Origin of the sequence: Streptomyces canus (assembly GCF_041435015.1) — a bacterium.
Taxonomy (GTDB): domain Bacteria; phylum Actinomycetota; class Actinomycetes; order Streptomycetales; family Streptomycetaceae; genus Streptomyces; species Streptomyces canus_G.
In genome coordinates, this window is sequence record NZ_CP107989.1 from 10,244,251 (window position 1) to 10,266,704 (window position 22,454).

At 69.8% G+C, this 22,454-nt stretch carries 21 protein-coding genes and 2 pseudogenes; 11 read left to right on the forward strand and 12 right to left on the reverse strand.

Going from position 1 to position 22,454, the window contains the following annotated elements:
- Nucleotides 1-39: 39 nt before the first annotated feature.
- Entirely contained in the window at nt 40-1,197 is a 1,158-nt protein-coding gene (locus tag OG841_RS46685) for a thiolase family protein (RefSeq protein WP_266531566.1), read from the reverse strand.
- A gap of 26 nt (nt 1,198-1,223) precedes the next feature.
- A complete protein-coding gene (locus tag OG841_RS46690; protein ID WP_328635775.1) occupies nt 1,224-1,643 on the reverse strand; it encodes a Zn-ribbon domain-containing OB-fold protein in 420 nt (139 codons plus the stop codon).
- Between the two features lie 132 nt (nt 1,644-1,775).
- Here OG841_RS46690 and OG841_RS46695 point away from each other — a divergent pair, with 132 nt between their 5' ends.
- Nucleotides 1,776-2,486: a TetR/AcrR family transcriptional regulator gene (locus tag OG841_RS46695; RefSeq protein ID WP_328635774.1), complete on the forward strand. Its 711-nt coding sequence runs from the start codon at nt 1,776-1,778 to the stop codon at nt 2,484-2,486.
- Nucleotides 2,487-2,510: 24 nt separating this feature from the next.
- On the opposite strand, the gene OG841_RS46700 is transcribed toward OG841_RS46695, so the two are convergent.
- On the reverse strand, nt 2,511-3,278 hold the full coding sequence (locus tag OG841_RS46700; protein WP_328635773.1) for an SDR family NAD(P)-dependent oxidoreductase: 768 nt from the start codon (nt 3,276-3,278) through the stop codon (nt 2,511-2,513).
- A 188-nt stretch (nt 3,279-3,466) separates the two neighbouring features.
- Between OG841_RS46700 and OG841_RS46705 the strand changes: the two genes are divergently transcribed.
- A complete protein-coding gene (locus OG841_RS46705; protein ID WP_328635772.1) occupies nt 3,467-4,639 on the forward strand; it encodes a thiolase family protein in 1,173 nt (390 codons plus the stop codon).
- A 100-nt stretch (nt 4,640-4,739) separates the two neighbouring features.
- The gene (locus OG841_RS46710) at nt 4,740-6,887 is read left to right on the forward strand and encodes an acyl-CoA dehydrogenase (RefSeq protein ID WP_328635771.1); all 2,148 of its coding nucleotides are present in this window, start codon (nt 4,740-4,742) and stop codon (nt 6,885-6,887) included.
- A 68-nt stretch (nt 6,888-6,955) separates the two neighbouring features.
- On the opposite strand, the gene OG841_RS46715 is transcribed toward OG841_RS46710, so the two are convergent.
- The 3 genes from OG841_RS46715 to OG841_RS46725 form a co-directional block, all read right to left on the reverse strand.
- Nucleotides 6,956-7,369 (reverse strand): MaoC/PaaZ C-terminal domain-containing protein, encoded by a 414-nt coding sequence (locus tag OG841_RS46715; protein WP_327690679.1) that lies wholly within the window; start codon nt 7,367-7,369, stop codon nt 6,956-6,958.
- Nucleotides 7,370-7,384: 15 nt separating this feature from the next.
- Nucleotides 7,385-7,930: an FAS1-like dehydratase domain-containing protein gene (locus OG841_RS46720; protein ID WP_327690678.1), complete on the reverse strand. Its 546-nt coding sequence runs from the start codon at nt 7,928-7,930 to the stop codon at nt 7,385-7,387.
- A 144-nt stretch (nt 7,931-8,074) separates the two neighbouring features.
- Entirely contained in the window at nt 8,075-8,458 is a 384-nt protein-coding gene (locus tag OG841_RS46725; RefSeq protein WP_327690677.1) for a VWA domain-containing protein, read from the reverse strand.
- An 18-nt stretch (nt 8,459-8,476) separates the two neighbouring features.
- On the opposite strand from OG841_RS46725, the gene OG841_RS46730 reads away from it, so the two are divergent.
- Nucleotides 8,477-8,764, forward strand: a complete 288-nt coding sequence (locus OG841_RS46730; RefSeq protein WP_328635770.1) for an alpha/beta fold hydrolase — start codon at nt 8,477-8,479, stop codon at nt 8,762-8,764.
- A 17-nt stretch (nt 8,765-8,781) separates the two neighbouring features.
- Here OG841_RS46730 and OG841_RS46735 read toward each other — a convergent pair whose 3' ends face one another.
- Entirely contained in the window at nt 8,782-9,642 is an 861-nt protein-coding gene (locus OG841_RS46735; protein WP_437114304.1) for an AAA family ATPase, read from the reverse strand.
- A gap of 170 nt (nt 9,643-9,812) precedes the next feature.
- Here OG841_RS46735 and OG841_RS46740 point away from each other — a divergent pair, with 170 nt between their 5' ends.
- The 4 genes and pseudogenes from OG841_RS46740 to OG841_RS46755 form a co-directional block, all read left to right on the forward strand.
- Nucleotides 9,813-10,940, forward strand: coding sequence for an acyl-CoA dehydrogenase family protein (locus tag OG841_RS46740; RefSeq protein ID WP_266586758.1), 1,128 nt, complete (start codon nt 9,813-9,815; stop codon nt 10,938-10,940).
- A gap of 11 nt (nt 10,941-10,951) precedes the next feature.
- On the forward strand, nt 10,952-12,232 hold the full coding sequence (locus OG841_RS46745) for an acyl-CoA dehydrogenase family protein (protein WP_266586760.1): 1,281 nt from the start codon (nt 10,952-10,954) through the stop codon (nt 12,230-12,232).
- A 140-nt stretch (nt 12,233-12,372) separates the two neighbouring features.
- Entirely contained in the window at nt 12,373-12,879 is a 507-nt protein-coding gene (locus tag OG841_RS46750; RefSeq protein ID WP_328635769.1) for a DoxX family protein, read from the forward strand.
- Nucleotides 12,880-12,903: 24 nt separating this feature from the next.
- Nucleotides 12,904-13,367, forward strand: a pseudogene (locus tag OG841_RS46755) (electron transfer flavoprotein subunit beta/FixA family protein); the annotation flags it as partial.
- Between the two features lie 469 nt (nt 13,368-13,836).
- Here the strand turns inward: OG841_RS46755 and OG841_RS46760 are convergent.
- From OG841_RS46760 to OG841_RS46775, 4 genes and pseudogenes are all read right to left on the reverse strand, one after another.
- A pseudogene (locus OG841_RS46760) lies at nt 13,837-14,705 on the reverse strand (3-hydroxybutyryl-CoA dehydrogenase).
- Nucleotides 14,705-15,016 (reverse strand): hypothetical protein, encoded by a 312-nt coding sequence (locus OG841_RS46765; RefSeq protein WP_371571027.1) that lies wholly within the window; start codon nt 15,014-15,016, stop codon nt 14,705-14,707. The pseudogene OG841_RS46760 and the gene OG841_RS46765 overlap by 1 nt, the downstream one beginning before the upstream one ends.
- Nucleotides 14,932-15,804 (reverse strand): Glu/Leu/Phe/Val dehydrogenase dimerization domain-containing protein, encoded by an 873-nt coding sequence (locus OG841_RS46770; protein ID WP_371570396.1) that lies wholly within the window; start codon nt 15,802-15,804, stop codon nt 14,932-14,934. Before OG841_RS46770 ends, OG841_RS46765 begins: the two co-directional genes overlap by 85 nt.
- Nucleotides 15,801-19,268, reverse strand: coding sequence for an indolepyruvate ferredoxin oxidoreductase family protein (locus OG841_RS46775; RefSeq protein WP_371570399.1), 3,468 nt, complete (start codon nt 19,266-19,268; stop codon nt 15,801-15,803). The genes OG841_RS46770 and OG841_RS46775 overlap by 4 nt, the downstream gene beginning before the upstream one ends.
- Nucleotides 19,269-19,421: 153 nt before the next feature.
- Between OG841_RS46775 and OG841_RS46780 the strand changes: the two genes are divergently transcribed.
- From OG841_RS46780 to OG841_RS46790, 3 genes are all read left to right on the forward strand, one after another.
- On the forward strand, nt 19,422-20,585 hold the full coding sequence (locus tag OG841_RS46780) for a PucR family transcriptional regulator (protein WP_328635766.1): 1,164 nt from the start codon (nt 19,422-19,424) through the stop codon (nt 20,583-20,585).
- A 206-nt stretch (nt 20,586-20,791) separates the two neighbouring features.
- The gene (locus OG841_RS46785) at nt 20,792-21,568 is read left to right on the forward strand and encodes a hypothetical protein (RefSeq protein WP_328643772.1); all 777 of its coding nucleotides are present in this window, start codon (nt 20,792-20,794) and stop codon (nt 21,566-21,568) included.
- A 20-nt stretch (nt 21,569-21,588) separates the two neighbouring features.
- Entirely contained in the window at nt 21,589-21,924 is a 336-nt protein-coding gene (locus OG841_RS46790; protein ID WP_371571030.1) for an enoyl-CoA hydratase/isomerase family protein, read from the forward strand.
- 124 nt (nt 21,925-22,048) lie between these two features.
- Here OG841_RS46790 and OG841_RS46795 read toward each other — a convergent pair whose 3' ends face one another.
- Nucleotides 22,049-22,342 carry a hypothetical protein gene (locus tag OG841_RS46795; RefSeq protein ID WP_365121488.1) on the reverse strand — a complete coding sequence of 98 codons (294 nt, stop codon included), beginning with the start codon at nt 22,340-22,342 and terminating at the stop codon, nt 22,049-22,051.
- Nucleotides 22,343-22,454: the final 112 nt, after the last annotated feature.

The following is a 22,454-nucleotide window of genomic DNA, read 5'->3' on the forward strand; positions in this document are numbered from 1 at the left end:
CCGCACGGGCCCGACATCATCCGGGTACGCAAGGGCGCGTCACTCGGCGGTGATGAGGGCGCAGCCGGAGAACGGGCCGACGGCGTTGCTCACCACGCCGGCCGTCGGCCGGCCCGGCAGCGCGCGCTCACCCGCCGTACCGCGCAGTTGACGGGTGACCTCGATGAAGTAGTTCGCGCCGTGCCGGCGTCCGATGTTGCAGGCGCCGCCGTCGGTGTTGGTCGGGATGACCCCGTCGGCCCGGGTGTGCCCGGACGACACGAACGGACCGCTCTCGCCGATGCCGCAGAAGCCGAGCGCCTCCAGCCACTGCAGTGCGATGAAGGAGAAGCCGTCGTACAGCCCCGCCACGCCCACGTCCGACGGCTTCAGGTCCGTGCGCGACCACATGCGCCGGGCGGCCCGGAACGGGGACGACTGCGTCATGTCCTCGACCAGGCTGAAGTCGCTCTCCTGGGTGGTGCCCATCGCCCAGGACTCGAAGAACACCGGCTTCTGGCGCAGGTCGCGCGCCCGCTCCTCGGTGGTGAAAATGAGTGCCGAGCTTGAGTCGACCGGGTAGTCGCAGTCCAGCAACCGCAGGGGCGCGGCGATGTAGCGGGCGCTCAGGTAGTCGTCGATGGTGAGCGGTTCGGTGAAGAAGGACTCGGACGGGTTGGCGATCGCGTACTCGCGCTGGGCGACGGCGAAGGCGCCGAAGTCCTCTTCCTTGGTGCCGTACATCGCCATGTGCCGCTGCATGTACAGCCCGGCCCAGTGGGAGCCGGTGAAGGAGCCGTAGGGCATGGTGAACTGGAAAGGCCCGGGCGCGCCGCGTTCCATGCCCGGGACCAGCGAACTGCCACCCGCCGCGCCCGCGCGATGCACGGTGCGCAGGGTCAGGACCGTCTCGGCGCTGCCGGAGGCGATGGCGGCGATGGCGTGCTGCGCGGCCATCGAGTAGGCGGCGCCGTCGACCGACCCGGAGTAGAACGCCAGGTCGGGGATGCCCAGCATCGCCGCGGTGTGTGTCGCCGACACGTACTGGTGCGGAAAGCTGTGCACGACGACGCCGTCGATGTCGGCCGGCTTGACACCGGCATCCTCCATCGCGGCGATGGACGCCTGGGCGGTGAGGGTGTCCAGCGACAGGCCGGTGTCACGGCCCACCGTCGAGTAGCCGACGCCGACGATCGCGACGCGCTGTTTCTTGGGCACGGGAGTCCTTTGGGGGTGGTTGTCGGTCAGGCCCGTACCAGACGGAAGACGGGCAGGTCGATCTCGTCGCTGAGGGCGCGGAAGCACACCTCGACCGGATCACCCACGTTCACGCCGTCGGCCGGAAGATCGACGATGTTGGTCAGGAGCTTCAGCCCCGGTCGGTCGTCGAGTTCGACCACGGCGATGCAGAACGGGAGCTTGTCGGCGAAGGAGGGGTGGAACGCCTGCGTCGCCATCGTGTAGCTGTAGACGGTCCCGCGGCCGGACACCTCGGCTCCGCCGAGGTCGAAGGAAAGGCAGGAGTGGCACACCGGCTCGGGCGGATGCTGGTAGGTGCCGCAGGCCGAGCAGCGCTGGATCATCAGCTCATGGCGGCGGGCGGCTTCCCAGAAGAAGCTGGTCAGCTCGTCCGGAGCGGGCAGCAGGGGCGGTGACTCGGTCATGCCCGGTCTCCCTGTCAGTGGTGGGGAACGCATTGCTGGCGTGTCATACAGTAAGCCATGCCGTATCCTTGTCGAGGTCTCTGGTCGCCTTCTCGAGCGCCTCGCGCTCGGTCCCCCCCTGGTGAGGATCAGATGGTGCCGAACGAAAAGCGGCAGACGACCCGGCACCGTCGCAAGCGCGGGTCGATCAGTGCCGACGAAATAGTGGAGGGCGCCTTCGCGGTCGCTCGTCGGCGCTCCCTGGACCAACTGAGCATGCCGTCTCTCGCCGAGCATCTGGGCATCGGTGTGACCAGCCTCTACTGGTACTTCCGAAAGAAGTCCGACCTGCTCGGCGCGATGACGGACGTCGCGGTCGACCGGTTCCTCACCCGGATGCCCGCGGTACGTACCGAGGACAGCTGGCAGCGGGCCATGCTTGAGCATTTCACCGCGCAGCGCACCGTCCACCGGGAGGACGAGGTTCTCTCCGACCTGCTGCTGACCCGGACGTCCAGCTACGGCGCCGAGGCGACGCGGCGGACCATGGAGCTGATCGAGTCCATGGTCGGCAAGCTCGTCGACGCCGGTTTCGACCATGACAACGCCATGCTGGCGTACAACGCCTTCTCGGTGTACACGCGGGGCCACATCATCCACGACCGCATCCTGCGCCGGTCGAACACGCCCACCCTGGACCAGCGGCAACAGCGCATGACCGACTGGTCCTCCATGCCGGTCCTGGCGAGTCTGCTCGACCGGCATCCGCTCGCCGGCACCACGGACGAGGACTTCGCCTTCTCGGCCGCCCGGTTGCTGTGCGGCTTCGAGGTGCTGCTCGCCGAGCAGGGCGAGCCGGCCTGACTCGCCGGGCCGACCGGGCGTGCGTCAGAGGTTGAACCGCAGCGCGCCGTCGATGCGGATCACGGTGCCGTTGAGATAGTCGTTCTCGGCGATGTGCACGGCGAGCCGGGCGTATTCGTCGGCGTGTCCCATGCGCTTGGGGTTGGGCACCCCGGGCCCCCATTTGGCCTGTGCCTCCTCTTCGGTCATGCCGTAGGCGGGCGTGAAGAAGGTGCCGGGGGCGATGCACATGACGCGCACCCCCGCCGGGGCCAGGTCCCGTGCCGCGGTGAGGGTGAGCCCGATGACGCCGCCCTTGGCCGCGGAGTAGTCGCTCTGCCCCGCCAGGCCCTCGAAGCCGGCGATGCTCGCGGTCGAGACGACGACGCCGCGCTGGCCGGAGTCGAGCGGTTCGTTGTGGGTCATCGCCGCGGCGGCCTTGCTCATCACGCGGTAGGTGCCGGTGAGGAAGATGTCCATCGTCCGGGCGAAGACGTCGGCCGGGTACGGGGTGCCGTCCCGGCCGACCATCCGGCGCCCGGCCGCCGGACCGCCGTGGACGACGACGGCCGTGCGCAGCGGGCCCAGATCGGTCGCGGCGGTCACCGCCTGGTCCACCGACTCGTCCTTGGTGACGTCGGTGGGCATGAAGACCACGGCGTCGCCGAGTTCGGCGGCCAGGGCCTTGCCCTTGTCCTCGGCGAGGTCGGCCACCACCACCTTCGCGCCGGCCTCCACCAGGCGGCGGGTGGTCGCCTCGCCGAAGCCGCCGGCGCCGCCGGTCACGAGTGCGGACGATCCGGAAAGATCCACGATTCCTCCTGGGGAAGACGCGCTCCGGCGGCGTTCCGTCGGGCGGCGGCGGGTCGATGCCCCGACTGGAAACAGCAGGGTTCGATTCACCGGAAGTACTGTACTGTTGCGGCAACAGTATTGACTACTGTTTCGCGTCGGCCATCAGGGCGCCGCGGACCCGAGGCCATCACCCCAGAGAGGTGCACGTGTCCGCTCCAGTCATCGTCAGCGCAGTGCGCACGGCCATCGGCACCGCCCGCAAGGGCACCCTCGCCAACACCGACGGCGAGACCCTCGCCTCGGCGATCGTCGAGGAGGCGGTGCGCCGATCGAGGCTCGAACCCCACCGGTTCGACGACATCCTGCTCGCGGAGAGTCAGTACGGAGGCGGTGACCTGGCGCGCTACGCCGCCGTCGTGAACGGCATGCTGGACGTGCCCGGCGTCGCGCTCAACCGGCACTGCGCCGGCAGTCTCACCTCCATCGGCCTGGCGGCCGCGTCGGTGAAGTCCGGCATGGAGTCGGCGCTCGTGGCCGGTGGTGTGCAGGCGACCTCGATGGCGCCGCGGCTCAGGCAGCGGGTCGCCGGCACGGCCGACGAGTACGCCGACTGGTATCCCGCGACGCACCCGGACTCGCCCACGGCGCCCAACCAGGACATGTCGATCTCGGTCGGCTGGAACACCGTCAAGGCCGTCGGCATCACCCGCGAGGAACAGGACGCCTGGGCCTACCGGTCGCACCAGCGCGCGGTCGCGGCGATCGACGCCGGCAAGTTCGCCGACGAGATCGTGCCGCTCAAGTTGGACGGCCCGGGCGACGCCCCGGTCGAGTTCGCCGTGGACGAGCACCCGCGGCGCGACACCTCGCCGGCGAAGCTGGCCTCGCTGAAGGTGCTGCACCCCGAGATCCCGGGCTTCTCCATCACCGCGGGCAACTCCAGCGGCGTCAACGACGCCGCTGCTGCGGTGGCCGTGACCAGCGCGGAGCTGGCCCTGGCCGAGGGGCTCACGCCACTGGCGAGGATCCTCGCCTGGGGTGCGGCCGGGGTCGACCCGGCGCTGATGGGCTTCGGGGCGCTGCGTGCGGCCGACAAGGTGCTGCGGCGAGCCGGACTGACGTACGCCGATGTGACGCTGTGGGAGATCAACGAGGCGTTCGCCTCCGTCCCGATCGCCGCCTGCAAGGAGTTCGGGCTGGACGAGGAGCGGGTGAACTTCAGCGGCAGCGGGTGCAGCCTCGGCCACCCGGTGGCCGCGTCCGGTGCCCGCATGGTCGTCACGCTCGTGCACGAGCTGCGGCGGCGCGGCGGCGGTCTCGGGCTCGCGACCATGTGCGCCGGTGGCGGCCAGGGCGGCGCGGTCCTCATCGAGGTCTGAATCGGCTGAACGGTCACCTCGAAATTCCCTACTGTAAGTCATACGGTATAAGGAGTGGCCGACGGTGGGTCGGCCGGTCCCAGCATCGAGGAGTCGCCCGATGGGGCTTGCCATCACCGAGGAACACCAGGCGCTCGCGGCCGTCGTCCGCTCCTTCGCCGCCGATCAGCGGGTCAGGAGCGGCGCGCGCGCCGCGCTGGACGCGGACGCTCCCGCCGTACCCGAGACGTGGAAGCGGATCGGCGACCTGGGCTGGCTGAGCCTGCACCTGCCGGAGCAGGCGGGCGGCTCCGGCTTCGGCCTTCCCGAACTCGCCGTCGTCGTCGACGAACTGGGTCACGCGATCACGCCCGGCCCGCTGCTGGCCACCGCCACCGCCTCCGCAGTCCTGTCCGCGACCGGGGGCGACTCGCTGCACGAGTTCGTCACCCGGCTGGGCAACGGCTCGGCCGTCGCCGGACTCGGGCTCACAGCCGGACTGACCCGCGACGACGACGGCGCGTACAGCGGCGAGCTGACGGTGCTCGCCGGGCGATGGGCCGACGTGCTGCTCCTCGCGGCCGGCGACGACCTGCTGATGGCCCCCACCACCGACGCGGCGGTCGACGTGGTCCCGGTGAAGGGCCTGGATCCGTCGCTGGGGCTCGCCAAGGTCTCCGTCACCGGGCTGGTCCCGGCCGACGGCCATGTCCTCGCCGGCGCCCTCGGCCCGGCGGTCGCGGTGTTCCGGACGCTGGCCGCCGCCGAGGCCGCCGGCGGGGCGCGGGGCTGCCTGGACCTCGCGCTGGAATACGCCCGGGTACGAGAGCAGTTCGGCCGGACCATCGGCAGCTTCCAGGCCGTCAAACACCACCTGGCCGACATGCTGGTCGCCGTCGAGCTGGCCACCGCGCTCGCCTGGGACGCGGCCCGAGGAGCGGCCGCCCCGGCCGAAGCGGAGCTGGCGGCCGCGGCGGCGGCCGGCCTGGCCCTGCGCAGCTACCAGGAGTGCGCGCACAAGGCCGTCCAGATCTTCGGCGGCATCGGCTTCACCTGGGAGCACGACGCCCACCTCCACCTCAGGCGCGCGGCGGCGCTCCGGGCCGTGGTGGCCGCCCTGGGCTCGGCCGAGGACGACGTCTACGACGCCACCCACGCCGGCGTACGGCGGCAGTTCGCGGTCGAACTGCCCGAGGAGGCCGACGCCTATCGTGCCGAGGCCCGCGCCTTCCTCGACCGGTACCGCGCCGCTCCGGAGGAAGAACGCCGGGCGCTGCTCGTGTCCTCGGGATACCTGGTGCCGCACTGGGCCGAGCCGTTCGGACGCGGGGCGGGCGCGATCGAGCAGCTCGTCCTGGAGGAGGAGCTGGCCGGGATCGAGATGCCCTCGCTGGGCATCGGCGGATGGGTGCTGCTGACGCTCACCCAGACCGCGGACCAGGAACAGATCGAGCGGTGGATCACCCCGAGCCTGCTCGGCGAACTGCGGTGGTGCCAGCTGTTCAGCGAACCGGACGCCGGCTCCGACGCGGCCGCCGTGCGAACCCGCGCCGAACGCGTCGAGGGCGGCTGGCGGGTGACCGGCCAGAAGGTGTGGACCAGCGGCGCGCAGGACTGCAACCGGGGCCTCGCGACGGTACGGACCGACCCAAAGGCGCCCAAGCACCGGGGCATCACGGCGATGGTCGTCGACCTCACCGCGCCCGGCGTCGAGATCCGGCCGCTGCGCGAGATCACCGGGGACGCGCTGTTCAACGAGGTCTTCTTCGACGACGTGTTCGTCCCCGACGCCGACATCGTCGGTGAGCCCGGCGGCGGCTGGAAGGTCGCCCGGGCGACTCTCGGCAACGAGCGGGTGACGATCGGCGGCGGGTCGCCCGAGCGCCTGTCGGCCTTCGAACTGACCGACCTCGCGCTGCGGCACGGCGCGCTCGATGCCGAAAGCCGGCGGGCGATCGCCCGGCTCATCGTCGAGGAGCAGGCGATGCGGGTGATCAACCTGCGGCAGGCGACGCGTGCCGTCACCGGGGCGGGGCCGGGCGCGGAAGGCAACGTGACCAAGCTGCTGTCGGCCGAGCACGCCCAGCGCGTGAGCGAGCTGGCGCTGCGGCTGTGCGGCACGGCCGCCGTCACCGGGGACGAACCGGAGATCGCCGTGGAGTACCTGTTCGACCGGTGCCTGACGATCGCCGGCGGCACCTCGGAGATCACCCGCAACGTCATCGCCGAACGCATACTCGGCCTGCCCCGCGACCCACTGGTGCGCTGACCGGGCCGGGAGCGTCACATGGCGGGCCCGTCCCCGGTCACCGGGGACGGGCCCGCCATGTGACGACGTCACTCGAGCTCGACGACGGCCTTCCCGGGAGCGATCTGGTTGCCGTCCTGGTCCTCGGTCCACACGTCGAGGTCGACCAGGCGCACGCCGTCCTCGACGCGCACCGCGGTGACCCTGCCGCGTGCGCAGACGGTCATGCCGCGTGTGTTGACGGCCCGGAACCGGCAGCGCAGCGACACGATTCGGCCGGCGCCGCCGAGCCAGTCGCGCACCAGGTTGTGCAGGTAGGCCCACTGCAGATTGCCCATCCCGAAGGCCCCCGAGTAGCCGGCGGCCCGCCCGGCCTCCTCGTCCATGTGGATCGGGACGAACTCGTCGTTCACGGCCGCGTAACGGTTCCAGTGGGCGAAATCGGTCGTGCGGGTGAACTCCGGCAGACTGTCGCCGACGGCCGGACTGAGTATGGTGGTCATGATTCCTCGACGCGGTCAGTAGCGGATGAGAGTCGTACGGCTGCGCTTGACGAGCTTGCCGTCCTGGTTCGTCCAGGTGTCCTCGGTGACGGTGAACAGCATCAGACCGAGCCGGCCGGGGCGCTCGGCGTACGACATCAGCCGGTTCTCCGAGGTGATCACGTCACCCGGCCGCATCGGCACGCCGTAGTCGGCCTCCAGGCCCCCGTTCAGCTGGAACTCCAACGGCGGCGGAGTGATACCGAGCATGCGCTCGAGGGAGCCGGGATCGTTCTCCTTCCCGCCGGACGGAGCCGCGCTCTGCAGCGCCGCCAGCCAGGCGAAGGGGTTGAAGTCCTCCGGTGCGGTGATCCCGCCGTGGCGCGGCTTCGCGGCGGTCTCCGCCTCGATGAAGCGCTCGGGCGGGGCGTCGGGGTAGTAGACGGCCAGCGCCCAGCGGCGGATGTCCGACTCGGAGACGGGGAAGGAGACGCGGCGGGACAGGGTGCGGCCGACGGCCGCCAGCATCTCGCCGGAGATGTGACTCACCGCGGCCTGCGCTGGTTTCGTGGTGTCCGTCATGACTGCACTGCTCCTGTGGGGTTACGGTGCCCGTTCGGCAGGAAGGCCTTGCTGGCGGGGTACGCCGGCCGGAGCAGGCCCAGCACGTCATCTGCCATGCGGGTCACCTCTCTTCGGTCTGTGGTGTGGACGGCATGGGGTGGCTCAGGCGAGGCGCTCGACGAAGGCGCGCAGCTGCCGCAGGCTGCGGCACTCCACCACCTCGTCGCAGTACCCGGCGTACCGACCGATCACGGAGTCGCCGCTGTCCCAGGCGGCCCGTGGCTCGGGGTTGAGCCAGAACAGGTGCCCGCAGCGGCCGGCGATCCTGCCGAGCGCGTCGGCGCGCGGTGCGTGGTAGTTGGAGCGGGCGTCGCCCAGGACCAGGACCGTGGTGCGGGCGCGCAGCTCACCGGCGTGATCCCGGCTGAAGGTCTCGATGGCGTTGCCGTAGTCCGAGCGGCCGTCCAGCCAGACGCCGAGCCCGAGCCGGTTGATCTCGCTCGCCACCTCCAGCACGTTCGCGGACCGCTCGATCAGGTCGGTCACCTCGTCGAGGCCGTCGGCGTGCCGCGCCTGATCCGCCGTCTCGTCGACGTGGCGGGCAACGACCGGGCCTCGGTCGCCGCGTTCGCCCGGTCGAGTCAGCCACGCGCCGGAACGGCCGATCTCGCGGAGATCACCACTCGCTGCCTGGTCGTGGAGGGTGGCGCCGACCGCGGCGGCCCGGCCGAGCAGGTCGCCGCAGCGCTACCACGCTGCTCGCGGGTCGTCCTGAAGGGTCTCGACCACTTCGCGATTCCGCGTGACATCGGATGCGTCGACTCCGTACTCCGCTTCCTCGACGGGGACTGACCCCGTGGGGCGGGGTGTCACTCGCCGAACTCCTTCAGGGCGAGAGCGATGTCGCTCTCGTTCTGGAGAAGTACCGGAAGGGTGTCGGCGAGCAGTTCGGTCGTGACGTCGTCGGCGCCGAGCAGGACGAGGGTGCGCGCCCAGTCCAGGGTCTTCGCCACGGACGGCTTCTTCCGCAGTTCCAGCGAGCGCAGCGACCGCACCAGTTGGCCGACCCTGCCGGCGAGGACCGCCTCGATGCCGGGGACCTGCGCCAGCACGATGTCCCGCTCGTGCTCCGCGGTCGGATAGCCGATGTGCAGGTAGAGACAGCGGTGCTTGAGCGCCTCGGAGAGCTCACGGCTGTTGTTCGAGGTGAGGAAGACCAGGGGAGTGGTACGCGCCCGCAGTGTCCCCAGCTCGGGGGGACACCTGATACTCCGACAGCACCTCCAGCAGCAGTGCCTCGGTCTCGATGTCGAGCCGGTCGACCTCGTCGACGAGGTGCATGACCGGTTCCTCGGAGCGGATCGCCTCCAGCAGCGGACGGGTGAGCAGGAAGCGCTCGTGGAACAACTCGCTCTCCACGCGTCCCCGCCCGCGGTCCCGGCCCGCGCGATGTGCAGGAGCTGCTTGCGGTAGTCCCACTCGTGCAGCGCCTTCGCCTCGTCGAGGCCCTCGTAGCACTGCAGCGGTATCAGCCGCGGCCCGCAGGACTCGGCGACGCTCTTGGTCGGCTGCGTCGTGCCCGTGCCGGCCGGACCCTCGACGAGGACCGGCTTGCCGAGGCGTTCGGCCAGGTGCACGACACCCGCGATGCGCGGACTCGGGGCATGACCGGTGCCCCGCAGCCGGTCCGTGACCTGCTGGGAGGAGTCGAAATGCGGCGAGTCGGGCATCTGCGACGCTCCCGTGCTGGGTGACGTGCCGACCCGTCAGCCCTGCGCCCGGCCGCACATTGCTTTTACTGTATGCATTACCGTAATGGCGTGTAGACTGCCGGTCAAGGCAGCCCCGGCGCCATGGCCGTCGGCTTCGCAGTGCATCGTCGGGAGGGCAAGGTGCCGTCATGAGATTCGAACTGACCGCCGACCAGCGCTTGTTGCAGACGGCGACAGCGGACTACCTGGAGAAGTCCGCCCCGCTCGGTGTGATCCGCGCGTTGCACGACGAGGGCCGCACGTTCGACCGGGTCACCTGGCAGCGCGGGGCGGAACTGGGGTGGACGTCGCTCGTCGTGCCGGAGGAGACGGGCGGCGGCAGCGTATCCGGCGAGGGGGTCGTCGACGCGACGCTCATCGCCGAGCAGTTCGGACGCGGGTGCGCGCCCGGACCGCTCGCCGCGGTCAACGTCGTCGCCGCCGCCCTCGCCGAAGCGGCCGGAGCGGACCGGCACGCCGGACTCCTCGGCAGGCTGCTCGACGGCTCGACGGTCGCCGCCTGGGCCTGCTGTGCGCCGGGAGGGGGCTGGGACCCCGAAGCGGGCGCGATCGAGGCACGGCCCGACGGGGACGGGTACGTCCTCGACGGCACGCACGACGGCGTCGAGCACGGCGGCGACGCGGACGCGTTCCTCGTACTCGCCCGTACCCCCGAGGGCCTGAGCCAGTTCGTCGTCGAGCGCGACGCGGACGGCGTGTCCGTCCTCCCGCTGGAGAGCCTCGACATGGTGCGCGGCTTCGCACGCGTCGACTACACCGGCGTACGCGTCCCGGCCACCGCGCTCGTGGGAGCGGCCGGCGGTGCCGCGGCCGCCGTCGAGCGCCAGTTCCAGCTCGCCGTCGTGCTGCAGTGCGCCGAACTCGTCGGTGTCGTCGAGCGCGTGCTGGAGTTCACCCGGCAGTGGATGTTCGACCGCTACTCCTTCGGCCGGCCGCTCGCCTCCTATCAGGAGCTCAAGCACCGGATGGCGGACATGACGCTGTGGTCGGAGTCCGGCCAGGCGACGATGGCCGCCGCCGCCCGCGCGGTGCAGGAGCGCCGGGCCGACGCCGGTGAGCTGGTCAGCGTCGCGAAGTCCTACCTCGGCCAGCGGGCCACCGACATCATCCAGGACTGCGTCCAGTTGCACGGCGGCCTGGGAGTCACCTGGGAGCACGACATCCACATCTACCTGCGCCGGGCGACGGTGAACCGGCTCATGTGGGGCACGCCGTCCGCGCACCGCCGCCGTATCGCCGATCTGCTGAACGTCTGAGGAGATTCGAGATGACCGCGACGACGACGGCCGTGTCCGACGCTACCGGCATGGAGAGCGTCGACAGCTTCCGCCTGCGGGCCCGCGAGTGGATCCCGGCGAACCTGCGGCGCCTGGCCGACCTGCCCGCCGACGAACGTGCGCAAAGGAACGTGTCGAGCGACCAGAGCGCCTGGCAGCGGGCCCGTGTCCTGCAACGCACGCTGTACGAGGGTGGCTTCGCCGGAATCTGCTACCCCGAGGAGTACGGCGGTCTCGGCCTCACCCCCGCGCACCAGCGCGCCTTCAACGAGGAGGTCACCGACTACGAGATGCCGATGCTGCTGAATGTGCCGACGTTCACCATCTGCGGCCCGACCATCCTCGACATGGGCAGCGAGGAGCAGAGGCGTGAGCACCTGGCCGCCGCGATCCGCGGTGACGAGGTGCTCGTGCAGTTCCTGTCCGAACCGGGCGGCGGCTCCGACCTCGCCGGAGGGACGACCCGCGCCGAGCGCGACGGCGACGTGTTCGTCCTCAACGGCTCGAAGATCTGGAGCTCGGGCGCCTACGCCGCCGACTACGCGCTGTGCTTGGCCCGCACCGACTGGGACGCGCCCAAGCACCGGGGACTGACGATGTTCCTGATGAAGGTGCATCAGCCTGGTGTGCACATCGAACGCATCAAGCAGGTCAACGGCGGCGACGAGTTCTGCCAGGAGTTCTTCGACGACGTCGTCGTCCCGGCCTCCGCGGTGGTCGGCGAGGTGGGCGGCGGCTGGGCGGTCGCCTCGCGCCAGCTGTTCCACGAGCGCAACGCCGTCGGCGGCGGCTCACCGTACTTCAGCGGCGCGCGGGCCGAAGGGCGGCGCGGCACGGAGACCGATCCGCTCATCGACCTGGTCCGCCGCACCGGCCGGGCGGACGACCCCTACGCGCGGGAGCTGATCGCCGAGGCGCACGCCCTCGGCGTCATCCACGGGCACCTCGTCGACCGGGTCACCGCGGGCATGCGCACGCAGAAGATGCCTCCCGCCGCCGGCTCGCTCATCCGCCTCTTCCACGGCGAGAGCGCCACCCGCCAGGCAGAGATCGCACTCGAACTCGCCGGCCCGGCCGCCGCGATGTCCGCCCCCGACGGGCCCGACACCCGCGAGGTGGGCGTGTCCTTCCTGTTCCGCCAGGCCGAGCAGCTCGGCGGCGGCAGCACCGAGATGGCACGCAACATCATCAGCGAACGGATCCTCGGAATGCCCCGCGAGTACGCCGCCGACCGCGACGTCCCCTTCAACCAGGTCCGGCACGGGCGCTGAAGGCCGAACAACGCACCTGAGGTCCTCGGGAAGGACATAACGGAACATGACCACAGCAGAACCCTCCCTCGCCACCACCCCGCCGGCCGCGGACGTGGTCCGGCGCATCGTGCGGGCCCTGCCCTGCGAGGAGGAACGACATGGGTGAGGCGGGTGACGCCGCTCTGCTGCTGGTACGGCTCACTGTGGGCGCGGTGATGGCCGTACACGGCTGGAACCACTGGCGCGGCGGAGGCGGGATCGAGGGCACCGCGCGCTGGTTCGGCGGACTCGGGCTGCGCCGACCACGCCTGCAGGCGCACCTGAGCGTGCTCACCGAGATCGGCGCGGGCGTCCTGCTGGCCGCCGGGCTGTTCACCTCGCTCGCCGGCGCCGCCGTCATCTCGGTGATGCTGGTCGCGGGTCTGCTCGCGCACCGCCGCAACGGCTTCTTCGTCTTCAAGGACGGCTACGAGTACGTCCTGGTCCTCGCCGTGCTGTCGCTGGCACTCGCGGCCTGGGGGCCCGGCGAGTACGCGGTGGACACGGCCGCCGGCATCGAGCTGACCGGCTGGCCGGGCACCGGCGTCGCGCTCGGCGCCGCGGTCCTCGGGACGGGGACCCTGCTCGCGCTCTTCTATCGCCCGCACGAGCCGAGCGCGTCCTGACCCGCCATGTGAGGAGAAACACGAGTGCGTCTGAGGATCGTTGTCACGGTGAAGTACGTGCCCGACGCCACGGCGACCGGCCCTTCGCCGATGACCTGACCGTCGACCGGGACGACGTGGAGGGTCTGCTCTCCGAGCTGGACGAGTACGCGGTCGAGCAGGCGCTGCGGATCGCCGAAGGCCGGCGGCAGGAAGCAGCAGACGCCGAGGTCACCGTCCTGACCGTCGGCCCCGAGGACGCCAAGGACGCGTTGCGCAAGGCGCTGTCGATGGGCGCGGACAGGGCCGTCCACGTCGAGGACGACGGCCTGCACGGCACGGATGCGATCGGTACCTCGCTGGTGCTGGCGAAGGCGATCGAGAAGGCCGGCTTCGACCTGGTCGTCTCGGGCATGGCTTCCACCGACGGCACGATGGGTGTGGTGCCCGCGCTGCTGGCCGAGCGCCTGGGCGTCCCGCAGGTCACCCTGCTGTCCGAGGTCTTGGTCGCGGCCCAGGGCTGATGCGTTCTCAGCGGGCGAGATGAGCTGATCGCCTGCGTACGCGCCGCTGCGTGCGGTTCGCCCGGTTCGGCAACGAGAGACGCGACCCCTGATGATCAAGGGTGTCGAAGCCTTTGATCACGAACAGGGGTCGCGTTCGCGTGCCATCCTCCCTGATCGGTGTCCTGCAGCGCCACTGCGAGGACATCGACTCCGCCTGCCCGGGTCCGCAGCAGTTCACCTCTCTGGCCGAGGTTCTGGGGCGGATACCCGATCCCCGCCGGGTCCGGGGCCGCCGCCGGGTGCTCCTCGGACAAGGTGAACGATGTCAGTGAACTGTCCACGGCTCAGTCCGTCTCAACCGTGCTGAGGATCGCCGCACGCCACTCCTCTGGAGTCAGCGGCCCAATGGTGGGTTCGCGTCCCGCCGCGTCGGACTGTACGTCGCTCACATCGCAGGCGGTGTTCACACGCTTCATCGCGGACTCCCTTCGTAGCTGTAGAAGCCTCGTCCCGCCTTACGTCCGAGGAGGCCGGCGTCCACCATCCGCTGAAGCAGCGGCGGCGCCGCGTAAAGCGGCTCCTTGAACTCGTCGTAGAGCGAGTCGGCCACGGCCTTCGTCGTGTCCAACCCAATGAGGTCCGCGAGCGCCAGCGGGCCCTGTGGGTGCGGCGCCCCGAGGACGAGTCCTCGGTCGATGTCCTCGGGGCGGCGCGAAGCCCGACTCGCACATCCGGATGGCGGAGAGGATGAAGGGGGTCAACAGCGCGTTCACGATGAAGCCTGCGCGGTCCTGACAGTCGATCGCTTGCTTGCCGAGCTGGTCCTCGACGAAGGCTCGGGATCGCCGCACGGTGTCGGGCGCGGTGAGCAGTGAGGGGACGAGTTCGACGAGCGGCAGCACTGGGACCGGATTGAAGAAGTGGATGCCGACAACGTGCTCAGGCCGCTGAGTCGCGACGCCCAGTTTCATGATCGGTATCGACGATGTGTTCGACGCGAGGATTGCGTCAGGCGTCGAGACGATCCTGTCCAGCTTACCGAAAAGGACGGTCTCGGCCCGTTCGTCCTCTGTGATGGCCTCGACAACGAGATCACGATCCTCCAGGGCGCCGAGATCCGTGGCCACGGCAGATCCGATCCAGCACCTGGTGCGCCGTCTCGCCCTGGCCCAGCTTGCCCTTCGCCTCGGCACCTTGAAGCGAGGTATCGATGCGAGACCGCGCGGACGTCGCCGCTTGCGTGGTGGACTCGACGAGAATCACGTCGAGTCCGGCGCGAGCGCCCACCTCGGCGATGCCCGCGCCCATCAGGCCACCTCCGACGACGCCGATCCGGCGCATTAGACGGCGCTCCGGTGAGAGCGGGCAGCAGCGAGACGTCGCTCAACCCTGACCTCGGCGGCATGGAGCGTGGTGGACCCGGCTGCGCCGGCGTCCTCCAGGATGTCGAGCACCGTTGCTCGGACTCCGAGCACGCGCTCCCGCGCCGAAGCAGGAATCTCCCCACGCAGCTCAGCCACCGCCTGGATCAGTCCACCCACGTTCGCGACGAAGTCAGGGACCCAGGTCACTCCGGCCCGGAGAAGGACCTCCGCCACGTCAGACGAGGCCAACTGGCTGTTCGCGCCTCCGCAGACGATCTCGGCCTCGATTCGCCTGGCGAGGTCGTGGTCGAGGGCGCCGCCCAGCCGCAGGGCGCGTACACGTCCGTCCGCAGCTCACGGACGGACTCGACGATCCGCAGATCGGGAACAGCCGATGTCGCCTTGGCGCGGGCCAACTCGGACGGGTCCGCTGCCGTCACCTTGGCGCCCGCCTCGTGCAGCATCACGGCCAGCTGGAAGCCGACCTTTCCCAGCCCCTCGACGCCGACGTGTCGGCCACGGAGCTCGGGCGAACCCCACCGGTGCTCAGCCGCGGCGAGAATGCCCTGGAAGACCCCGAGCGCTGTGTTGCTGCCGCTGTCACCGGATCCACCGCGGCCGGTGTTGCGGAAGGCGACGTGGCGGGTGGCGCGGCCGATGATGTCCATGTCGTCGGAGTCGGTGCCGACGTCGCCCGCGGTGGAGTAGCTGCCTCCGAGGCGGTCGACGAACCTGCCGAACGCCTCGAGCAACTTCGGGGTCTTGTCGCGACTGGGGTCGCCGATTATGACGGCCTTGGCCCCGCCCGTGTCGAGCCCGGCAGCGGCCGCCTTGTAGGTCATCCCACGCGATAGCCGGAGGACGTCGGCCAGCGCACTCGCTTCGTCGTCGTACGGCAGGAAGCGACAGCCCCCGACCGCAGGCCCCAACGCGAGCGAGTGGATGGCGATGATCGCCCTCAGCCCCGACTCCGGGTCGTTGCAGTAGATGACCTGCTCGTGAGGGCTGTCGGCATCGCTCATGGCCTCGAGCACGGACGAGTTCGCATCGTGGCTGGTGAGATCTCGCGCGGTCACGAGGCCAGCCCCTGCCGCTCGGCTCGGAGTGCGCGGAGCTCGAACTCGTAGGCCTCGGCGTTCTTGACCTTGACGTCCTCATAACCCCGCACCGTGTCCGGCAGGGCCGCGATCCGGGTCGAGATCTCGTAGGTGGTCGGCGAGAGCGACGTGGTCAACTCCTGCACCACTGCCGCGTATTCGCTCACCAGCCTCCTCTCAAGTCGTCGTACAGCGGTGTGACCGAAAGGGTCGAACCAGTGGCCCCGGACGAACTTGAGTGTCGCGAGCAGCCGCATCACTGGGTGGAACCAGGGACCGAGCTGGATCTTCTTGCCCAAGCCGAGGGCGCGCAGGGTCGGAGGGTGCAGGTTGAACCGGAGTTTCCCAGGTCCAGCCTCGGCATGAACGGCGGCCAGCGCGTCCGGCGCCGTCAGGAGCCGCGCGACTTCGTACTCGTCCTTGTAGGCGGCGAGCTTGTAGAAGTTGCGCGCGACCTGCTCGCTGAAGGCCGTGGCGACTCCCACCGCCCGTTCGGCGCTCCATGCCCGCGCGACGACGCCGACGTACGAGCGGGCTAGGGCAGTGCCCTGGTAGGACTCGAGCCGGGCCGCCCGGTCCGTGGTGATCCGAAGGGTCTCGCCCCCGATCCCCGACGCCGCGAGAGCTTCCTGGGTCCGGGACGAGGGGTCTTTCTTCGCGGTCTCCGCACGAGTCGGCAGCGACCCAGGATCAGCGACGATCGCACGTCCCCACCGAAACGCGGCGATGTTGGTGTCCACAGCCACGCCATTGAGGGTGATGGCGGCCTCGATGGCCTGGGCCGGGATCGGCAGGCTGCCTGCCTGGTACGCGGCCCCGACCAGCAACAGGTTCGCTGTCTGGGTCGAACCGAAGAGCTCCTCGGCCAGGGCCAGCGCGTCGAAGTCGACGACCCGCTTCGAGCCGCCGCGGAGGCGCTCGAGCAGCAGATCGGTGTCTGGGTAGGTGATGGACGCGTCGGCGACCATGTCACCTGTAGGCGTCGCACTGGTGGAGGCGATCACCGTGGTCTTTTCGGTTCCGGTGCGCGCTGCGTTCTTCGCGTCGGCCGCCACGAGCAGGTCGAAGGCCAGATAGAGGTCGGCCGCCTGCTCGCTGACGCGGTTCGCGGGGGCGTCGGCGTCCACCACCAGACGGAGGTGCGACACGACCGGTCCGGCCTTCTGGCTCAAGCCAGTCTGGTCCAAGCCCCTGACCTCGTAGCCCGCGCTCATCGCCGCTGTGGCGATCACCTGGTTGACGGTAACGATCCCGGTCCCGCCGATCCCAGCCATGAAAACGTTCGAGTCAGTCAACTCGACGTCCAGGTCCGGCACCTTCGGCGCCGTAGGAACTGTCCGCTTCGATCGCCTCTTAGTGGGGGCCGGCGCGTCCGTCACGGTGACGAAGCTCGGACAGTCTCCGTGCAGGCAGCTGTAGTCGGAGTTGCAGCTGGTCTGTTCAATGTGGGTCTTGCGGCCGAGCTCGGTCTCGACGGGCTGCACGGAGAGACAGTTGCTCTTGACCCCGCAGTCCCCGCACCCCTCACAGACCTCAGGGTTGATCACGACGCGGGTCGGACGCGGCTCGAGTTTGCCTCGCTTTCGCATCCGGCGGGCGTTTGCGGCGCACTGCTGGTCGTAGACCAGGACCGTTACGCCCTCGACGTCCCGGAGGAGGCGCTGCGCCTCGTCGAGTCGCTCACGCGGCCACACGACCGAGCCGCGAGGCATGCGGATCCTCCGGTAGCGCTCCGGCTCGTCGGCACACACGATAATTCGGGTTACCCCTTCGGCGAGGAGTTTCCGGGCGAGCGCCGGCACTGGTAGTGCTGCCTGCGGGTCCTGGGCGCCGGTCATGGCGACGGCTGAGTTGTACAGAACCTTGTACGTGATGTTGACGCCTGCGGCGATGGCCGCCTGTACAGCGAGCTGGCCCGAGTGGAAGAAGGTACCGTCCCCGACATTCTGGAAGATGTGACGGTGCGAGCTCCATGCCGCTTGACCGATCCACTGGGCGCCCTCGCCACCCATCTGGGTCCATCCCGTGATTGCCGAGTCCTGCCGTGAGGACACCGACGCGAGGGTGTGGCAGCCGATTCCGCCTCCTGCCACGGAGCCGTCAGGGACCACGGTCGAGGTGTTGTGCGGACAGCCCGAGCAGAAATAGGGAGTGCGCTGCACGCTGAGAAGGTCGAGGGTGACACGACGCGCCGGCCTCGAGGTGAACTGGACCCTGTCGCCGACGAAGCGACGCACAGGTCCGTACAGCCGCTCGGCGACGAGCTCTCCGTCGGCAGGAACCAGCACAGCTCCCGACTCGTCCCGCTTCCCAACAATCGCCGGGCGGTCAGGGTGCGGGTACAGGAGATCCTTGACCTGCCGCTCGATCACCGGACCCTTTTCCTCGACCACCAGGATCTTCTCGAGGCCGTCGGCGAATGCCGCGACCCGTTCTCGGGTGAGTGGGTACGGTGCGGCAACGTCCATCAGGCGGATTCCCCCGCGGGACAGCGCCTCATGGTCGACACCAAGGTCACGGAAGGCCTGCACGGCAGCGTCGATTGCCGTCCCACTGCCCATGATGCCGAGGACTGCGGGGGTGGCTGCGGGCCGCACGGTGTCCAGGTCGTTGGCCGCCAGGAACGACTCGACCGCAGCCCAACGTGGCCCGACGAGGTCCGATTCAACCCGAAGACTCTCGGATGGGGTGCGCACCGGTCGTTGGGCGTAAGTCCAAGGACGTCCCTCCCATTCGACAAGCGGTCGCTCGAACTCCAGTGACTGGAAGTCCCGTGCAACCGTCCACATGCCATCTGCGACGTCGCTCAACACCTTGACTCCGACCCAGCATCCTGAGAACCGTGACAGCTCGACAGCCGCGAGCGTGTGCAGGATGACCTCCTCGGCGTTGCGCGGGGTGAAGAACGGCATGTTCAACGCCGCCAGGGTCGCGTCGCTGGCGTACGGGAGCGTGGAAGACTTCGACGACGGGTCGTCACCCACGAAGGCCACCACCCCGCCGCCGGGGTCAGTCCCGTACATGTTGGCGTGACGGATGGCGTCAGAGGCGCGGTCAAGGCCTGGCCCCTTCCCGTACCAGACACCCACGACCCCATCGACCGTCCTCTTGTCGTCGGGGAGCGGCAGCTGCGTACCCCAGACCGACGTCGCCGCCAGTTCCTCGTTGACCCCGGGGGTGAGGTGGATGCGGTGGTTCTCACGCAGGCGCGGGATGGACTCGAGCAGACTGTCGAGGCCGCCTAGCGGGGAGCCCTGGTACCCGGAGACGAAGACTGCGACATCTCGACCGCGAGCCGCTTCGCGCGCGCGGAGCTCGATCAGGGCTCGCGCGATCGCCTGCACGCCGGTCAGGAGTGAGCGTCCGCCCCCGACCTCGTAGCGGTCTTCGAGTCGGTACGCCGCCGGGTCCGGCGCGGCGCGATCGTGCATGGCGACCGTCATGTCAGTTCCTGACTGCTCAGGCTCCGGCGCTGCCCGACAAGCAGCGCGGGAGACAGCGGCAAACCTGCCGCACTTCGGGATCTCACCCATATTGTCGAGAACGCCACTCGGCGGAAGCTACGGCAGAACCGACGAAGCCCGTATTGTTTCGGCATGCAGGTTGGTGAGATTCCCCATTTTGGCTCCGGTTCCCGGGCGGAGGTGCAGGCGCTGTGCTCCCGAGTGCGGGACGACCTGGACGCGGTGGTCTCCAAGGCGGTTAGACGGATCCGACACGAGCTGCCCGAATACCTTGTTGTCGCGGAAAACGAGCACTGGGAGGCTGTTCACGAGCAGCTCCGCCGTCGCCTCGAGGCGGTGCGGTACGACCGACCACCTGAAAATGCGGACCTTGAGTCCGCCGCACGGCTAGCGAGGGCTCGCGCGCGGCAGCACGTACAGATCTCAAGCCTGATCGACGCCTATCACATCGGTGACAGCGAGGTCTGGAATGCTCTCGTGCGCGCTTCCGACGAAGCGAGCGCCCCCGAGCTGCCACGGCTCGCCAGCCGGATGATGGATTCGCTGCACGTGCTCTCGTCAGCACTCACAGCGGCCCACTCCGAGGTGACGCAGAGCCTCCAAGGGCACAGAATCACCCTGATCCACCGCCTCGTCGAGAGGCTCACCAATGGTGTGGTCGACGACGAAGTCCGCGCCATCGCGGAGACGCTGCGCATGCCGGCCACCGCGAGCTGGCAGGTGCTCGTGTGGGCGCCGCCACGATCCAACGCCGAGGTGTCCTTCGAGCTGCAACGCAGCATCACCGGACTCGGTGCCCAGATCATCTGTGCCGCGCGAGGAGCTCACCTCGTCGTACTCGCCGATGAATCATCGTCGACCGCTGTTCGCACCTACGCGGAAAGTCATCGGGAGGGCCGGTGGGGCATCGGGATGCTCCGCCAGGGACTGGAGGGCGCCGCCGCGAGTCTTGAAGATGCACGGCTGGCGTTGGACGCTGCCACCGCGCCGCGGCGGGTCAGTGACTTCTCGGACAACTGGGTTCTCGCGTGTGTCGCGGCGCACCGCGACCGCCTCGTGCCCCTCGTGGCCGACCTCGTCGCGGTCGCTCGCGAGCACCCCCACCTCGCCGATGCCGTCATCGCTCACTGGGAGAACTCGCTCTCGTTGGCGGCCACGGCGAAGGCGCTCAACATGCACGCGAACACGCTCACTTACCGCTTGGGCCGGTGGCGGGACCTGACGGGACTCGACCCCCGATCGGCACCGACACTTCTCCAGTCGTGGATCGCTGCTCAGGAGGCCCGCCGACCATAAGGTCAGCCACGGCTACGGCGCGAGTGCCGAACCAGTTCGTCGCGTCGGTATGCGGGCGCGCCCAATCCCGAAAAATCTCGTGGGTCGACTCTCCTGCGTTGAGCCCGCGAAGGACGCGCGCTCGGTGTATCGCCTGATGCGAGCAGCAGCGAGCGTGCGCTCAGCCGCGTCAGAGGCGCGGCGACGCCGTCGGCATCCGCAAGCACATGGTCCCCCGGCCGGACGGTTGCTCCACGCACTGTTGCCCGGCATCCCCGGCGGCCGCCCGGGCCGCGGGAACCACCCCGGACGAAGACACTGCCCAGGCCGACGACCGCGAGGACGCCGTCGAGGAACGCACCGTGCCGAAGGCGGATGCGCGCGAGGCTCACGACCTGCACCCGCCCGAGATCCGGGTCCTGGGCCCGGTCGAGGTGACGGGCGTGGACAGCACCGGCCACGGCCCGCGAATGGCACAGCTCGCCGCCCTGCTGTACTTCCGGCCCGGCCGAAGCGCGGGACGTCCTCTGCCGCGACATGGATCCCACAAGCCCCTGCAGAACCGCACCACCGGGGCCGGCCACGGCCGCCGCGAGGTCCGCCGTCTGAAGGTCTGCACCGTCCAGCCCGGCCTGCTCTTCCCGCACGCCGTCCAGGCCATGGAGATCAAGCGCCGCCGCACCAGCCGCAAGACCGGCAAGGTCGAGACGAAGACCGTCTACGCGGTCACCAGCCTCCCGCCCGAACAGGCCGGCCCGGCACAACTCGCCGAACTCGAACAGAATCACTGGTCAGTTGAGGCCCTGCACCACGTCAGAGACGTGACGTTCAGCGAGGACGCCTCGCGAGTACGCACCGACACCGCACCCCGCGCCATGGCCACCCTGCGCAACCTCGCCATCGGACTCATGCGCCAAGCAAGCTGGACCAACATCGCCGCCGCAGCCGATCACTACCGGTCACGCCCCCAACACGCGACAGCCATGTTCCGACGCACGGCCTGAGAACGCATCACCCCTGCCTGCTGACCCGGTCGGTGAGCCCGGTCCGGGCCAAGGAGATGGCCCTGTTCGGCGATCCTGCAGACGGCCGACGCGCCGCAGAGTGGGGGTCGGCGAACAAGTGCGTGCCGCACGGCGATCTGCTCGCTGTCGCCGGAGACTACGCGCGGCGGCTCGCCGCGTTGCCGACCATTGGGGTCGGTCACATCAAGAACCAGATCAACGACGCGGTAGACGCCACGTTCGACCAGGTCGCAAAACAGGAGGTGACCCTGCTGGGAATTGGCATCGGCGCGGACGCCGACGAGGCTATGGCGGCATTCATGGAGCGACGCGAACCCCGGTTCACGGGCCGCTGACCGGGTGAAGGAACTGACCGGGCGTTGCGTACGGCCCAGGGCTTCGGCAGACCACTTTGCCGAAGCCCTGGCCTACGTCCCGGTGAAATACGGGGGCCGGTGTTCCCGGATGGCCTGAATTCCCTCATGGACATCTGACGTGTCCAAGGTCAGGGGCTGCGCCAGTGCCTCCCAGTGCAGAGATGCCTCCACCCGTTCGCGGACTGCTCCAGTCCCGCCTTCGTGAGGCGGGTGGCGATCGGCGCGGCGTTCGCGATCTGCTGCGCGACTTCAGCGAGTGCTCCAGGACGTCGTCGGCGATTCCCGAGATCAGTCCCCACGCGACCGCCTCCTCGGGCAGCAGTTCCCGGCCGGTGTAGAGCAGCTCACGGGCGCGTGTGACACCGACGGCCTCCGGGAGCAGCCAGGTCGCCGCCATGCCGCCGTGCGTGCCGAGGTAGATGAACGGAGTGCTGAACCGGGCGTGGCGGCGGCATAGCGCAGGTCGCAGGCGAGCGCGGCGCACAGCCCGGCGCCGACGGCCGGCCCGT